Source organism: Serratia sp. AXJ-M (assembly GCF_046531865.1).
GTDB lineage: Bacteria > Pseudomonadota > Gammaproteobacteria > Enterobacterales > Enterobacteriaceae > Serratia > Serratia liquefaciens.
In genome coordinates, this window is record NZ_CP059394.1 from 75101 (window position 1) to 91221 (window position 16121).

Sequence of the window (16121 nt, forward strand, 5' to 3'; positions counted from 1 at the left end):
CGGCTCCCTATAGTGACGTTGCTTTTACTTCTGGGCGATAACAACAAAAAGGGAACCATGACATGCACATCACCAAAACTCGTCTGGCGCTGTTGGCTGGCTGTATGGCGCTGAGCGGTAACCTGTGGGCTGACGCCCAACCGGTGTCTGCGACGCTGGCCGGGCATGCGATACTGGCGGTAAAATCCAGTATTGCGGCGCCACAGGATGCTCCCACCGATTTGCAACAAAGCGGTAAGTACACCAGCGGCAAACGCGTGACGGAACTGGGCAGCGTGGCGGGAAAATCCGCCGATCGCATGACCGGTATCGGCCTGCCGATCGCGGGCCAACCCCTTCAGGGCCATTCCGGTATCAAGCACATGCCTGACGGCACCTACTGGGTGTTGACCGACAACGGCTTCGGCAGCAAAGCCAACTCACCGGATGCGATGCTGTACCTCAATCACTACAAAATCGACTTTGACAACGGCACGGTGACGCCGCTGAAAACGGTATTCCTGCACGATCCTGACCAGAAAGTGCCGTTCCATATCGTCAATGAGAGCACCGACCAGCGTTACCTGACCGGCAGTGACTTCGACCCGGAAAGCTTCCAGTTCGCCGACAATGCCCTGTGGATCGGCGATGAATTTGGCCCTTACCTGATCAAGGCCGATCTGGACGGTAAGGTGTTGGCGGTGTTCGACACCAAGGTGGACGGCAAGGTAGTCAAATCGCCGGATAACCCGACGCTGACCCTACCGGGTGCACCGGATGGCAAACAGAACTTCCAGGTGGCGCGTTCCAAGGGTTTTGAGGGCATGGCGGCATCACCGGACGGCAGCAAGCTGTACCCGTTGCTTGAGGGCGCGCTGTGGGATGGCGAAAAGTTTGAAAACCGCGATGGAAAACGTTACCTGCGGGTGCTGGAATTTGACGTGAAACAGCAGGCCTGGACTGGCCGCAGCTGGCAGTACGTGCTGGAAGACAACCAGAACGCCATCGGCGATTTCAATATGATCGACGCTACCCATGGTCTGGTGATTGAGCGTGATAATGGCGAAGGTACGCCGGACAAAGCTTGCGCTGCGGGTGCGCCAACCGACAACTGCTTCAGCCAGGTGGCGAAGTTCAAGCGGGTATATAAAATCGCTTTTTCTGATGCCAACGTCGGCAAACCGGTCGATAAACTGGCTTATATCGACCTGTTGAACATTCAGGACCCGAACAAGTTGGCGCGCAAACCGCTGAACAACGGTGTGCTGACCTTCCCGTTCTTCACCATTGAAAACGTCGACGTGGTGGACGGCAGTCATATTATTGTCGGTAACGACAATAACTTCCCGTTCTCCTCCAGCCGCCAGCCGAATGTGGCGGATGACAATGAATTTATCCTGCTGGACGTCAAAGATCTGTTGAAGCCGTAATTCTGCCGGCCTCCGGCATTGTTGCCGGGGGCCGCCGCTATTTCCCTCTTAGCGCTAAGGATAAACTGCGCTATAATCAGGCTCTTGCTTCTGACTCCCGAAGGAAGATCCTCGTCCCCGGTGGGGCGGCCGGACTTCAAATCCGGTTGGGGCCGCCAGCGGTCCTGGGCAGGTTCGACTCCTGTGATCTTCCGCCAATCAGTATCTCTCACGCTCTCCTGAACTCAACAAAACCCCCGTAATTACTGGATTAAATGCTCATTATTGTCTCCATAACTCAACTGAGCTCTACCTGTATCAATAAAATTTTGGGGGTGCTTTAGGGGGTGTAAAATTGTATGCTCTTTTTTGGCACCCCCAGAACATGCTGTATCCCCCTTTCCCTCTGATTTGGCTGTGCCAATACATGAAGCCGCTGCTTATATTTTCAATGGAGATGCTATGCCACTAACGGATATCAAGGTGAAATCGGCCAAGCCGACGGAAAAGGCTTACAAGCTTACTGACGGTGGCGGTATGTATCTGCTGGTCAAACCGAATGGCTCAAAATACTGGCGACTGAAGTACCGTTTTGTCGGCAAGGAAAAGATGCTGTCGATCGGCGTTTATCCGGATGTCTCTTTAGCCGATGCACGTCAAAAGAGAGACGAGGCGCGCAAAGTCTTGGCCGCCGGGGGCGATCCGGGTGAGGTGAAGAAGGCGGATAAACTCGCGCAAAAACTCTCTACTGAAAACACGTTTGAGGCTATTGCCCGCGAGTGGCATAGGCAAAAGGCCGATCGTTGGTCTTTACGTTATCGCGATGAAATCATTGATACCTTCGAGAAGGACATATTCCCTTATCTTGGCCGACGCCCGATAGCTGAGATTAAGCCAATGGAGCTGCTTGAAACGCTCCGGCGTTTGGAGAAACGCGGTGCGCTGGAGAAGATGCGTAAAGTGCGCCAGCGCTGTGGCGAAGTGTTTCGCTATGCCATTGTGACCGGGCGTGCGGAATACAACCCGGCTCCCGATCTGGCGACTGCCTTGGCAACGCCAAAGAAAACCCACTTTCCCTTCCTTACCGCAGAAGAACTTCCATATTTCATCAAGGATCTGGCCGGGTACACCGGCAGTGTGATCACTAAAACGGCGACGCAAATCATCATGCAGACGGGGGTTCGTACCCAGGAACTACGCTTTGCGCGTTGGGAAGATATCGACTTTGAGAAACGCCTCTGGGAGATCCCTCCTGAGGTGATGAAGATGAAACGGCCCCATATCGTTCCGCTGTCGGAGCAGGTTGTGGAGCTGTTTCAGTCGCTGAAGCCGATTACCGGAATGTATCCGTTGGTATTTATTGGAAGAAATGACCGGACAAAGCCGATCTCAAAGGAAAGCGTTAATCAGGTGATTGAGCTGCTGGGCTATAAGGGGAGGCTGACAGGGCACGGTTTTCGCCACACGATGAGCACGATCTTGCATGAGCAGGGGTTCAACTCGACATGGATAGAGACGCAGCTTGCTCATGTGGATAAGAACGCGATTCGTGGTACGTACAACCACGCGCATTACCTGGAGGGAAGACGGGAGATGATGCAGTGGTATGGGGATTACATTGATGGATTGACGATTAATGGATCAGTCAGAACCTGTGAATTTTTGCAAAAATAGAGTGTTAGAAACATACAATAATGCATTCATTTCGATACCTAAGCAGCCTTAAAAAGATTGATCGCGCAAATTATAGTCAGTTTTTATCGTCAATGACTCGGTACAAAACCTCTGAGGTGTTATCTATAGAGTTTGTACTGCATTTATTTTAATTGTTGACGGCTTATTTTTTTTGCTCCATGATAAACAAATCGACCACGCTTTTATTGCAGTACTTGTTCTATAGATAATGGTGTGGTGGTGCGACAGGCTGCAACCTGTCGCGATGATATAAATCCCAACGTCGAAAATCAGGAGATAACATCTATGTCAGTATATCAAATCAACTACGATCTGCGTAAGCAGAAAGACTATTCCTCACTAGTTGAGCGCATCAAGTCCTACGGAACCTGGTGTCATCCTCTCGAATCTACCTGGATTATCGTTACAAACCAGTCGGCTGTGCAGGTACGTGATCATCTCAAAGCGGTTATGGATAGTGACGATGGTCTGTTAGTCACTCGTTTGCAGTGGGAATGGGCTGGATATGGATTATCCAAAGAAATTTCTGATTGGCTCGGGAGCCAATCAGTTACGACTGCTTTTTAAAAAAGTGCGCCAAGGAAGGTGCGATAACCAGAGGACTATATGCCGACATCCCTAAAGAAATTAGGTGAGATTGCAGATATCCGTTCAGGCTACACCTTACGGGAGGCAATAACGCCAGTACCCGGAGGGGATGTCCGCATCTTACAGATTAAAGATATCGAGTTGGGTTGGCAGTGGGATCCTGACATTTTACCTGCGATTGCCTGGGAACAAAATGCTTTACCACCTCTGCTGGAACACGGCCAAATTGTGGTTGCAGCTCGAGGGAATCGCAATACCGCTGCCGTTTACCGTGGGGATATTCCTGTCGTTGCAACCAACCAATTTCTGGTTGTCACGCTTAAAAAGAAAGAGAGTGATTTTGTTCCAGAGTATTTGGGGTGGGTCCTAAACCAACCAATGATTCAGCTGCAGTTTCAGCGTAGTGGTTCGAACATCCAGTTGATTACTAAAGCAGCATTAATGCAAGTATCCATACCTGTACCCACGATAGAAACGCAGCATCAGATCGGCCAGCTTCAACGCATATGGCATCACGAAGACGATCTAATAAAGAAGCTACAAAACAACCGTAGCCAGCTTGAAGTTGGTATTTTGCAAAAACTACTTAAGGATTAACTTGTTATGAGCAATATGATCGATCAGGACCGCATCAACCGCGTTCTATGGGGCGTATGTGACACTTTCCGTGGCACCATCAGCCCGGATACTTACAAAGATTTCATTCTTACTATGCTGTTTCTGAAGTACATTTCGGATGTCTGGCAGGATCACTATGATGGCTACAAAGCCCAGTATGGCGATGAACCAGAGCTGATTGAAGAGATGATGAAGAACGAACGTTTTGTTCTTCCGCGAGATGCCAGTTTTTATGCTCTTTATACTAGTCGCAATGAACCAAGGATTGGAGAGCGCATCGATATTGCTTTGAGCTCGATTGAAGAAGCTAACGGCAATAAACTGAAAGATGGCAGCAAGAGTGTGTTCCAGGAAATATCGTTTAATACTAATAAGCTTGGCGATGAGAAACAAAAGAATCTGATTTTAAAGCAGCTACTCGAAGATTTTACTCATCCAGAGCTGAACCTTAAGCCCAGTCGAGTGGGTGGGTTAGATGTAATTGGTAACGCTTATGAATATTTGATTGGTAAGTTTGCGGCTAACAGCGGCCAGAAAGCTGGAGAGTACTACACGCCACCCGAAGTGTCAGATCTTCTCGCAGCGTTACTTGACCCACAGCCAGGGGAATCTATCTGTGACCCAACCTGTGGCTCTGCCTCACTATTGATGAAGTGTGGTAAGTGGGTTGCTGAGAAACACCATAGTAAGAATTACGAGCTTTATGGACAGGAAGCGATTGGTTCAACCTGGTCGCTGGCTAAAATGAACATGTTCCTGCACGGGGAAGATAACCACAAAATCGAGTGGGGGGACACCATCCGCAACCCTAGGCTACTCGATAAAAATGCCAACCTGATGCTGTTTGACGTGGTAACCGCCAACCCACCTTTCTCACTGGAGAAGTGGGGAATTGATGATGTTTCTGACGACCAGTTCAGTCGTTTTCGTCGTGGTCTGCCGCCTAAAACCAAGGGCGACTATGCGTTTATCCTGCATATGATCGAAACCATGAAGCCAAAGACCGGACGTATGGGGGTGGTGGTTCCCCATGGCGTGTTGTTCCGTGGTTCCAGCGAAGGAAAAATTCGGCAGAAGTTGATAGACGAAAATCTTCTCGATGCGGTGATTGGTTTGCCAGAAAAGCTGTTTTTCGGTACAGGCATACCTGCGGCAATCCTGATTTTTAAAAAGAGTAAAGTGGACGATAACGTGTTGTTTATCGATGCCAGTCGTGATTTTGAATCAGGTAAAAATCAAAACCAGCTAAGTCCGGAAAATATTACCAAAATCGTTAAAACCTACCGTGAAGGTGATAACGTCGAAAAATATGCTTATCTTGCCAGCCTGCAGGAGATCCGCGATAACGACTACAACTTGAATATCTCACGTTATGTTGATGTTTTTGAAGAAGAAGAAGAAATCGATCTGATGGCGGTCCGCGCCGAACGTCAGCAACTGCAAGTACAGATGGCTGAGCTGGAAATGGAGATGGTGAAGTATCTTGAGGAGTTGGGTTATGGTGCCTGAAGGGTGGCAATTAAGTACAATTGAAAAAATCGCTACAGTCTCTTCAGGGGGAACGCCAAGTCGTAAAAATGCGTCCTATTGGAATGGTAATATTCCTTGGGTTACTACAGCTGAAGTCCAATTTAAAACGATTTTTGATACTGCAGAGAAGATAACAGTAGACGGATTAAATAACTCATCAGCAAAGCTATTCCCCAAAAATACCATTCTTATGGCAATGTATGGGCAAGGTAAAACCCGAGGACAAGTTGCAAAGCTAGGGATAGAGGCAACAACTAATCAGGCATGTGCAGCAATTCTTCTGAAGGAAGGATATGAAATTGATTATTACTATCAATTCCTGATAAGCCAGTATGAGCATATCCGAGAAATGTCTAATAGTGGTAGTCAAGAAAATCTAAGTGCTGGAATAGTAAAATCAATTCAGGTTCCAGTACCTCCACTTTTTGAGCAAAAAAAAATCGCCCAGATCCTTTCTACCTGGGATAAGGCTATTGCAACCTCTGAGAAACTGCTAGCCAACCGTCAGCGGCAAAAAAAAGCCCTGATGAAAAAAATACTCACTGGCAGGGATCGCTTTTCAGAGTTTACTGAAAAATGGAAGCACCATGAGTTGTCAGATATAGCTATGGTTCAAATGGGCTCTTCGCCAAAATCTGGGGCATACAATGAGAATGGATATGGACTTCCGCTGATCCAAGGTAATGCTGATATAAAAAATAGAAGATCCGCCCCACGTATTTTTACAACCGAAATCACTAAGGAATGTGATGTTGGGGATATTTTGTTGAGCGTCAGGGCACCAGTTGGAACTGTAGCATTATCCAGTCATAAGGCATGCATAGGAAGGGGGATTTCTGCTATGAGGGCAAGGTTGGGATTCAGCCAAAACTTTCTTTATCAGTGGTTTCTCTGGTTTGAACCACGATGGGGCGCACTGTCTCAAGGTAGTACATTTGAATCAATAAATAGCGATGATATTAAGCAACTAAAAATTAAATTACCGAGCTTGGAAGAACAAAAAAAGATCGCTTCAATTCTTTCCAATGCAGACCAAGAAATTGAACTACTACAACAAAAACTCCACTATCTAAAACAAGAAAAAAAAGCCCTGATGCAGCAACTGCTCACCGGTAAACGCCGGGTTAAGGTGGGCGCCGCATGACTGATAAACACTTACCTCAACCTCCAGCAGGTGAATTCCTGCTGTTCCAAAGCGAAGATGGTCGCGCACGTGTTGAATGCCGATTTCAGTCAGATACGCTCTGGCTCACTCAGGCATCTATGGCTGAGCTATACGATAAAGATGTGCGCACCATCAACGAGCACCTGATCAACATCTTTTCAGAAGGCGAACTTGGTCAAAATTCAACTATCCGGAAATTCCGGATAGTTCGCCAGGAAGGAAAGCGTCAGGTTTCCAGAGAGATAGAGCACTACAGCCTCGAAGCTATACTGGCCGTTGGCTATCGTGTTCGTTCAGTTCGGGGGACTCAGTTCCGCCAGTGGGCCACGCAAACCTTGCAGGAATATCTGATTAAAGGGTTTGTGATGGATGATGAGCGGTTGAAGAATCCGCCCGTCGGCTCTTCTGTGGTTCCCGACTACTTTGACGAGATGCTGGAACGCATCCGCGATATTCGTGCCAGCGAGCGGAGAGTCTATCTGCGGGTACGGGAGATTTTCGCGCTGGCCGCTGACTACCAGCCGTCTCTTAAAGAGACGACTCTTTTCTTTCAAACCATCCAGAATAAGCTGCACTTTGCCTGCACCGGGCGTACAGCCGCTGAGCTAATCCACCAGCGGGCAGATGCCAGCCAACCTCATATGGGGCTCACCAGCTATAAAGGCAATGACGTGCGAAAAGGCGATGTCACAGTCGCTAAAAACTACCTGACCCAGAAAGAGGTCAGTGAGTTGAACCGTGTGGTGAATATGTGGCTGGACTATGCCGAAGATCAGGCACTGCGCCGCCAGCAGGTCTTTTTGCAGGACTGGCAGGAGAAGCTGGATCAGTTCTTGCAGTTCAACGACCGTCATGTGCTCCAGGGCGCGGGCACTGTCAGTAAGAAAATGGCAGATGAAAAAGCTCAGGGCGAATATGCACGATTTGCAGAGCAGCGGCGTTTGTTAAAAGAGGCCGAGGGTGAAAAGGATATTACCGAGCTACTGAACTGGAAAGCCGATAAAGATAAGGGAACATCATGAGCATGCAAATCGCGCCAAAATTCCAGGAAGAGTATAGCGCCAAGCTCCCGGCGCTGGCTCTCTTGAGTAATTTAGGCTGGACCTATATTTCACCTCAGCAAGCCTTGTCTGCGCGAGCAGGCAAGGCAGATCAGGTGGTCTTGAACCAGATTTTGCGTGAACAGTTAGCCAAGAGGACGTTTATCTTTGCCGGTAAAGAGCATGCCATTTCTGACAAAGCGATTGATAGCCTGATTGCCGAAGTTAACAGCCCGGCATTAAACCAGGGGTTGATTACCGCCAATGAGCACTTGTACAACCACCTGTTGTACGGCATCTCAGTGACGGAGTTTATTGATGGCAAACGGGCGAACCCGACTATATCGTTGATCGACTGGAACAACCCGCAGAACAACAGCTTTGTTTTCACCGAAGAGTTCAGCGTGACACGCGCTAACGGCATTGAGGCACGCAGGCCCGATATTATCTGCTTTGTGAATGGTATTCCGTTGGTCGTTATCGAGGCTAAGCGTCCGGATGGCAATGCTAAAAAAGGGCCGACTATTGACGAAGGGATCTCTCAAAGCCTGCGAAACCAGCGTCATGATGAAATTCCGCGACTGTTTGCCTACAGCCAGATCTTATTGTCGATAAACGGCCATGATGGACGTTACGGAACTTGCGGAACACCGACCAAATTTTGGGCTACATGGCGGGAAGAAGATATCTCCGATCTGGAGATGCTTGCCATCAAAAACCGCAAACTTACCGCGCAGCAGATGGAATCAATCTTCAGCCATCGACCGGTTGCCTGTCTGGAATGGTATCAGAACCTGATTGCAGGGGGCGAGCTGGCGTTAACGGGCCAGGACCAGCTGCTTATCAGTCTGCTGTTACCCGAGCGCCTGCTGGATATGGCTCGTTTCTTCACGCTGTTTGATAAGAAAGCCGGTAAGGTCATTGCCCGATATCAGCAGGTATTCAGTATCAAACGACTGCTACAGCGTATTGAAACGAAGAACCCTGATGGCAGCCGCAACGGTGGGGTCATCTGGCATACCACAGGTTCGGGTAAATCACTGACTATGGTTTTCCTAAGCAAAGCGCTGATTCTGAGTGAAACGCTCAAGCAGTGTCGCATCGTCGTGGTGACCGATCGCGTCGATTTGGAAAACCAGCTCAGTCGCACCTTTATCTCAACCGGGGAACTGGCCGGTAAAAGGGATAAAGCGGATGCCATTGCCACCTCTGGCAAACGTTTAGCCGAACAGATTGGCAGGGGTACTGAGCGCATTCTCTTCTCGTTGATTCAGAAATTTAACACGGCCACCCGCCTGCCCGAGTGCGTGAATACCAGCCCCGATATCATTGTGCTAATTGATGAAGGCCACCGCAGTCACGGTGGCGAGAGCCATCAACGTATGAAGCTGGCTCTACCCAACGCGGCCTTTGTTGCTTTTACCGGTACGCCGTTGCTGAAAGATGATAAGACCACGAATAAATTTGGCCCCATCGTTCATGCTTACACCATGCAGCGTGCGGTGGAGGACAAGACCGTAACCCCGCTTCTTTACGAGGAGCGCCCACCCGAACTGAACGTGAATGAACGAGCGATAGATAGCTGGTTTGACCGTATCACCGAGGGGTTAACGGATAAACAAAAAGCCGATTTAAAGCGCAAGTTTGCTAATAAAGGGCAGGTCTATAACGCTGATGATCGCATTCACCTAATTGCGCTAGATATCGCTAACCATTTTGTTAAAAACATTGATGATGGTTTGAAAGGGCAACTCGCCTGTGACAGTAAAGCAGCAGCGATAAAATACAAAAAGTATCTTGATGAAGCCGGGCTGTTTGAGTCTGCAGTGGTCATTAGTTCGCCTGACACGCGTGAAGGGAATACCGAGGTGGATGAATCTGGTATCCCTGATGTGACCAAATGGTGGAAAGATAACGTCGGCTCTCAGGATGAACAGGTTTATACGCGCAATGTCATCGATCGTTTTGATAAAGATGATTCGCTGAAGCTACTGATTGTGGTCGATAAGTTACTTACCGGTTTTGATGAACCCAAAAATGCCGTGCTTTACATCGATAAGCCTCTTAAAGGGCATAACCTGATTCAGGCAATAGCCCGCGTTAACCGCCTTCATCCTAAGAAGAAATTTGGTCTGCTAATTGATTATCGGGGCATCCTCAAGGAGCTGGATACCACCATTGAGGATTACCAGAAGCTGGCATCCCGCACGCAGGGCGGATTTGATATTGATGATTTGGTGGGGCTGTACGGCCAGATGAGTACGGAGTACAAGCGCCTTCCCCAGCTGTATAAAAATCTGTGGGCGATTTTCGCGGGTGTAAAAAACAAAAACGATATTGAGCAGTTGCGTCAGGTATTGGTGCCGCGCACGGAAGAAAAGTACGGCGAAATGGTTGATGTTCATCTTAAAGTCCGTGAAGATTTTTATGAGGCACTCACACAATTTGCCAGCTGCCTGAAAGTGGCGTTGCAGTCGGCTACCTTCTTTGAGGATAAGAGTTTCAGCGAAGAAGATCGCCAGCACTATAAAGAGACGCTGAGGCAATTTACCAGCTTGCGCCAGCTGGTAAAGCAGGATGCCGGAGAGACGGTAGATTATGATCAGTACACCGAACAGGTTAAAAAGCTGCTGGATAAACATGTTGTTGGCGTAGAAGTCCGCGAGCCTGGTGGCGTGTATGAAGTCAGCAAAATGGGACAGCGGCCCGAAGAGTGGGGCGAGGATAAAACCCGTAACGAAACGGATATTATCAAAACCCGTGTAACCCGCATGATTGAGCAGGATTTACGTGATGATCCTTATGCCCAGGAAGCCTTCTCGAAGTTACTGCGTCTGGCTATTGAAGAGGCGGAAAAACTGTTTGATCACCCTCTCAAGCAGTACATGCTATTTCGTGAGTTTGAGGAGCAAGTACAGGATCGGCGGCTGAACGAAATACCTGATGTGTTTGCCGGTAATCACCATGCGCAAGCTTACTTCGGCGTGTACAAAAAAGTGCTGCCGGAGGTTTTTGCTGTTACCGATCCTCAGGTTATCGATAAATGGGTGAAGCTTGCTTTTGAAGTAGACCAGGCGGTTGATATCTCAGTGGCTGAGAACTCGATCAATCCGCAAAATATCGAGGCTGACATCCGCAAGAAGCTTCTGCCGATGATGTTTAAAGAGTGTAAGGCAATAGGTGGCGGAATGGATCAGGCGAAAAAGATTGTGGAAATGATCGTACAGATTACCCGTGTAGGGCTGAGCGGAGTGTAAATCGTGGACGAAAGAGTAATGAGCTTCATTTACGGAGATGAACGCATTACCTTCGAGCGTAAGCCCCGACCGTTGGTGAATGGGCGCATTCTGATAAAAGTTCACCCTGACTGCCGGGTTGTGGTATCCGCACCGCAGGATACTGATGACCAACAGATTCTGAATGCTGTTGAAAAGCGTGGGCGCTGGATCTATCAGCAACTGAGGGATTTCCGTAAGCAGCTGGAATATATCACGCCACGGCAGTATATCAGCGGTGAGAGCCACTATTACTTGGGCAAACAGTACATGCTTAAGGTGATAGTGGCTCCCTCTGATGCTCAAGGCGTAAAAATGTTGCGCGGCAAGCTGGAAGTCACTTTACGTCATAAGAGCGCTGAAAAGGTCCTGCAGCTGCTGACTGACTGGTATAAGGCCCGTGCACGGGAAGTATTCTCCAGAAGGCTGAGCGCTATGCTGGAGCAAGCGCTATGGGTCAGTGACTCACCACCATTGCGCATTCTTACCATGCAGACTCAGTGGGGAAGTTGTTCCCCCAATGGAAGGGTGACTCTGAACCCCAATCTGGTGAAGGCCCCCCGTGAGTGTATCGATTACGTTATCTTGCATGAGTTGTGCCATCTGGCCGAGCATAATCACAGTGAACGCTTCTACCGGCTCATGGGACAGGTTATGCCGGACTGGGAGAAGACCAAGAAGCGATTAGATGGGATGGCGGGGATGATATTTTCTGATTTGTGATGTGGGGAGTGATATTTTCCTCTAGTCGGTAAAATGGATAACAATGGTGTACATACTCACTTCCCATCGCGTGATGGAAGTATGCCAGAGTGCTTAGCAAGCAACTAATTTATAGATGGCTGGTTTAAACAATCGATTCACCAAAAACCTTTATCAGGGATGTTTCTATGGCCGTTCCTACTTACGATAAATTTATTGAACCTGTACTCCGCTTCTTGGCTGGTAAACCCGATGGCGTACCGGCTCGCGATGCGCACGAAGCCGCTGCTGATGCACTTAATCTTGATGATAATCAGCGAGCAGAAGTGATTGCCAGCGGTCAGTTAGTTTATAAAAATCGGGCTGGTTGGGCACATGACCGCCTGAAGCGAGCCGGTTTATCGCAAAGCTTATCCAGAGGAAAGTGGTGCTTAACGCCAGAAGGGGTTAATTGGGTTCACGCCCATACCCAGCCACTCACTGACGAGGAAGTGAACCATCTGGCGTTTAATTTCATGAACGTGAAGCTAAAACAGCAGCCAGATGCTGTCGATCTTGATCCAAGACCAGCGGTACTGAACCAGGAAGAGCTGGCAAAAAGCAGCCCGGATGATCGACTTGATCAGGCGTTAAAAGAGCTGCGGGACGCGGTTGCTGATGAGCTGTTAGAAAATCTGTTGCAAGTCTCCCCGGCACGTTTTGAGGTTATCGTCCTAGATGTTCTTCATCGTCTGGGATATGGCGGACATCGGGATGACCTACAACGCGTGGGTGGCACCGGTGATGGTGGCATCGACGGTATCATTTCGCTCGATAAACTGGGACTCGAAAAGGTTTACGTACAGGCCAAACGCTGGCAGAACACAGTTGGCCGTCCGGAACTCCAGGCGTTTTATGGTGCGCTGGCGGGACAAAAGGCCAAACGTGGTGTGTTTATCACCACTTCCGGTTTTACTTCTCAGGCGCGAGATTTTTCCCATTCTGTTGAGGGCATGGTTTTGGTTGATGGCGAACGTCTGGTTCATTTGATGATTGAGAACGAAGTCGGTGTTTCTTCCCGTTTGGTTAAAGTGCCCAAACTAGATATGGATTACTTTGAGTAATGAGTGAATCCCAGCCGGAGCGGCAGCTCCGGTTATTTGTTTGGAAAGATTTTTCTTTGAGTGCTGGTCTTTGTGCTTCTGAATGCTTGACTCGAGCTGTATGCCTCTAGGGTAACCCTGAACAGGAGGAAAATGAATTTCATCACTGTAGGGGAGGGTGTATCCCCTACGCTCTGTTGGCTTATCTGACACTCCCCCCAAATGAACGGTCTTCCTTGCTGTAGGCCTTGGTGTGTTCTTTGGCAAAGTAGCTCAAGTGTCTCCGTAACCCCAGGTACTGTTGCCCAAAGCGGTCCACCCGAAGACTCTCCAGATAGTGTGGCGTGTTGTTGAAGGAAACCTGCGTTCTGTACTCAGGAAAGTCGAGTAGACCTAATGCACTTAGCCAAGCCTCGCAGATGTAGCTCCCTAGGTTATGGTCTTCCTTCGAATAATTCCCTAAACCATTAAAAGTATCTTTGTTAACGAATATCGCTGCGTGATAGTGAGATTTACCGCTGCTCCCCACCTCACGTACCCAGAGGTATCTCAGGTCTGTTGGACATACCTGGGACTTTTCCCGTTTACGTCGTTGCTGATGGGCTGCTATACGCGCCCTCAGCGCTCCTGTGAAGCGTTCCATTAAACCGGTCTTCAGATTAGGGGCACAGGCAATACTGTCACCTGTATCGCGGTACTCAGGCAGTCTGAGTACGAAGGTGAAAACGGATGTTCTGGCGTGGGCTTTTGTTGCTTTGTTGATGATTTCAGTAATACGACTCATATAGTCAGAGTTCAAGGGGCCAAATTTACTGTTGGTCATGAAGATTGCTCCTGTGGGCATATTTCAGACGTACGCAGGCCCTGCCAGAGCAAATGGCAGTGAGGGATGCACGAATGAGAGTTAAGGTGTCATTAGGTCGAAAGGCATGGTGCCGTAGGGTCTGTATCAACTGTCGATAATGTGAAACTTGACAATGAATGCTCTTGCTGGTTGATATTTCCTTGATGCTTAGTAGAGGTGGTTTTAGTGATTTGTGGTCATGATGATTTAATGGCGATTACGAGATGTAAACTATACTGTCACTAATGATGATATTTTTAATTGTCTACTTATAATATTTCATGCGTGTCTATTTTAATACGCCATTAATATCATTGATAACAAGATTGATATGATGGTTTTAATTCCACCACTCCGTAATTGGTTGTTATGTGTTTATTGATTTGTCTATGCATATCTTTGTGTGTATTTTACTGTATATGTAATATATATACTGTATTGAGATTGGATGGGGTTTGTTTATAGTGCCTTGTAGAGCGAGGTTAGACATATTTATGATGTTTAACTTTTACTCCAGGGTTATCAATTAAAAACATAAAATAAACCCTTGTTTTCTGAAAAAACGGGTGCGCTCATTAAACCACTCCTGTTCAATCCATTTTGGCCTCTGCCAGACCATCACTGGTGATGGCACAGCCTTTCTTTTTTACAGACCTACGCAGTTACCACGCGAGTCAGTTATACGCTGTTGCATCCAGGTTTCCACTTCGCTCCTTAGCCAGCGGGAACTGCGACCCAGCTTGATGGGTTTGGGGAATCGTCCTTCGCTGATGAGTTTGTAAAACCATTTATCACTGCATTGAGTGTAGGTCGTAATGAATGTCATATCGACAAGCTGGTCGTTCAGCAGAGCAGGGGATGTGTTCATGGGGATATCTCCTTTACGTTAAAAGTGAAAGGAGGAATGACTGGTTCTCAGTGTTGTGTTGCAGCCTTCCTCAGGTGATGGAGGGCTGTGTAAAAAAATAATGCGTACTCTGGAGGGCCCTGCCTGTCAGGCATTTCCAGGAAAGAGTCTCCCTTTGTCTGGATGCGCCCTGCCAGATGTCCAGAACCCGAACTTCCCACAGGAAGATATGTTCGGTGGATGACCAGGTGCTCGAGTTACAGAACAGAAAGACATTCTTAGGCCAGATTGTTCCGGTTGTGATCTCAGGCCTTCAAGTTATGTACAGCTAAAAAGCGTCATACAACTTGTTTTTGTATTTTATTGAATATAAACACTTTATTTAAAAGTGGCTCACTAGTGGTAACTTACTTAATGAAGTGGTACTTTTAATGAAGTAACCTACTTGTGATTGTTTTTTGTTCCTTGAGGGATGCTGATATATGGCGAGTAAGCACAAAATTACGGCTTATACTTCTGATACGCGCTTATACGAGTGGGCAACGAACGCGGCAGAAAAAAAGGGGATGAAAAGGTCTGCCTACCTTGAGTCGCTGATACGGGAGGAAATGCATAGGCAGAAGGTGGAAACAGGGGATACCTCATCCCGGCTAAAAGCACAGTTCACCATCTTTGAAAACTTCACTCCGCGAGAAGAAATACTGAGCGCCTATGCCAGCGTTAACTATGATGCAGACGCTGAGCTTCAGGCTAACTTTTTTATGCAACCAATGACTAATCCTCAGGAGAAGGCAAAAAACTTCCTTTCCTGGTTAGAACAAAAAGCCCATGAAAATATTTCTGCTGACTTTTACCTGGAAGCTTTAAATAAATATATTCGGGAACCTGACAGTGAGTATCGCACTGTTTTTTTGAAAACGTGCTTCAGGGGATGGATTATCAAAGATAAGAAAAAAACGTCATTGCTCTGTAACTCTCAGACAACCTATTTGCCGCTGCTTGTGACGGAGGCGTTATGGGATAAGTATGATGGGCGTTATGATTTCTTTAACATCCGCTACCTCAGGCAGGCGGATATGATTAAAAGGAAAACGGAAAGAATTTTTTCAGACAAGTATATCGGGGCCGCGCTAATATTTGAAAAACAACATCAGCATAAAGACTCAGGTGGCTTTTTTATCCCGGTATTACGTAACCCGGTTTCGCTGAAGCAAAGGTTAATCTCACCACCTCTGATGAAGAGGTTTGGCAGCGCGAATTATTTATTCACCGGTGTGGGAGTGGGCAATAACAAAGAAAGATTTTTCCTCAAGGGACTGGAACACATCAGGCAGCGTTAATCCTGCA

13 protein-coding genes and 1 tRNA gene are annotated in these 16121 nt (G+C 47.9%); 12 read left to right on the forward strand and 2 right to left on the reverse strand.

Going from position 1 to position 16121, the window contains the following annotated elements; genetic code table 11:
- Positions 1-62 precede the first annotated feature (62 nt).
- From H0S68_RS00325 to H0S68_RS00375, 11 genes are all read left to right on the forward strand, one after another.
- Positions 63-1409 carry an esterase-like activity of phytase family protein gene (locus H0S68_RS00325; RefSeq protein ID WP_234529110.1) on the forward strand — a complete coding sequence of 449 codons (1347 nt, stop codon included), beginning with the start codon at positions 63-65 and terminating at the stop codon, positions 1407-1409.
- Between the two features lie 102 nt (positions 1410-1511).
- Positions 1512-1606, forward strand: a tRNA-Sec gene (locus H0S68_RS00330).
- A gap of 244 nt (positions 1607-1850) precedes the next feature.
- Positions 1851-3062, forward strand: a complete 1212-nt coding sequence (locus H0S68_RS00335) for a tyrosine-type recombinase/integrase (protein ID WP_410529075.1) — start codon at positions 1851-1853, stop codon at positions 3060-3062.
- Between the two features lie 306 nt (positions 3063-3368).
- Positions 3369-3650 (forward strand): hypothetical protein, encoded by a 282-nt coding sequence (locus H0S68_RS00340; protein WP_410529076.1) that lies wholly within the window; start codon positions 3369-3371, stop codon positions 3648-3650.
- 39 nt (positions 3651-3689) lie between these two features.
- Positions 3690-4268, forward strand: coding sequence for a restriction endonuclease subunit S (locus H0S68_RS00345; protein WP_410529077.1), 579 nt, complete (start codon positions 3690-3692; stop codon positions 4266-4268).
- A gap of 6 nt (positions 4269-4274) precedes the next feature.
- Complete coding sequence (locus H0S68_RS00350) at positions 4275-5798, forward strand: type I restriction-modification system subunit M (protein WP_410529078.1); 1524 nt, start codon at positions 4275-4277, stop codon at positions 5796-5798.
- Positions 5788-6963, forward strand: coding sequence for a restriction endonuclease subunit S (locus tag H0S68_RS00355; protein WP_410529079.1), 1176 nt, complete (start codon positions 5788-5790; stop codon positions 6961-6963). The genes H0S68_RS00350 and H0S68_RS00355 overlap by 11 nt, the downstream gene beginning before the upstream one ends.
- The gene (locus H0S68_RS00360; protein WP_142109081.1) at positions 6960-8006 is read left to right on the forward strand and encodes a virulence RhuM family protein; all 1047 of its coding nucleotides are present in this window, start codon (positions 6960-6962) and stop codon (positions 8004-8006) included. The genes H0S68_RS00355 and H0S68_RS00360 overlap by 4 nt, the downstream gene beginning before the upstream one ends.
- The gene (locus H0S68_RS00365; protein WP_410529080.1) at positions 8003-11281 is read left to right on the forward strand and encodes a type I restriction endonuclease subunit R; all 3279 of its coding nucleotides are present in this window, start codon (positions 8003-8005) and stop codon (positions 11279-11281) included. The genes H0S68_RS00360 and H0S68_RS00365 overlap by 4 nt, the downstream gene beginning before the upstream one ends.
- An 18-nt stretch (positions 11282-11299) precedes the next feature.
- Positions 11300-12022, forward strand: a complete 723-nt coding sequence (locus tag H0S68_RS00370; protein ID WP_410529479.1) for a M48 family metallopeptidase — start codon at positions 11300-11302, stop codon at positions 12020-12022.
- A 167-nt stretch (positions 12023-12189) separates the two neighbouring features.
- Positions 12190-13104, forward strand: a complete 915-nt coding sequence (locus H0S68_RS00375; protein WP_142109085.1) for a restriction endonuclease — start codon at positions 12190-12192, stop codon at positions 13102-13104.
- A gap of 181 nt (positions 13105-13285) precedes the next feature.
- Here the strand turns inward: H0S68_RS00375 and H0S68_RS00380 are convergent, their stop codons facing one another.
- Positions 13286-13906 carry an inovirus Gp2 family protein gene (locus tag H0S68_RS00380; RefSeq protein WP_410529081.1) on the reverse strand — a complete coding sequence of 207 codons (621 nt, stop codon included), beginning with the start codon at positions 13904-13906 and terminating at the stop codon, positions 13286-13288.
- A gap of 667 nt (positions 13907-14573) precedes the next feature.
- Positions 14574-14795 (reverse strand): helix-turn-helix transcriptional regulator, encoded by a 222-nt coding sequence (locus tag H0S68_RS00385; RefSeq protein ID WP_142109089.1) that lies wholly within the window; start codon positions 14793-14795, stop codon positions 14574-14576.
- A gap of 461 nt (positions 14796-15256) precedes the next feature.
- Here H0S68_RS00385 and H0S68_RS00390 point away from each other — a divergent pair, with 461 nt between their 5' ends.
- Complete coding sequence (locus H0S68_RS00390) at positions 15257-16114, forward strand: hypothetical protein (protein ID WP_410529082.1); 858 nt, start codon at positions 15257-15259, stop codon at positions 16112-16114.
- Positions 16115-16121: the final 7 nt, after the last annotated feature.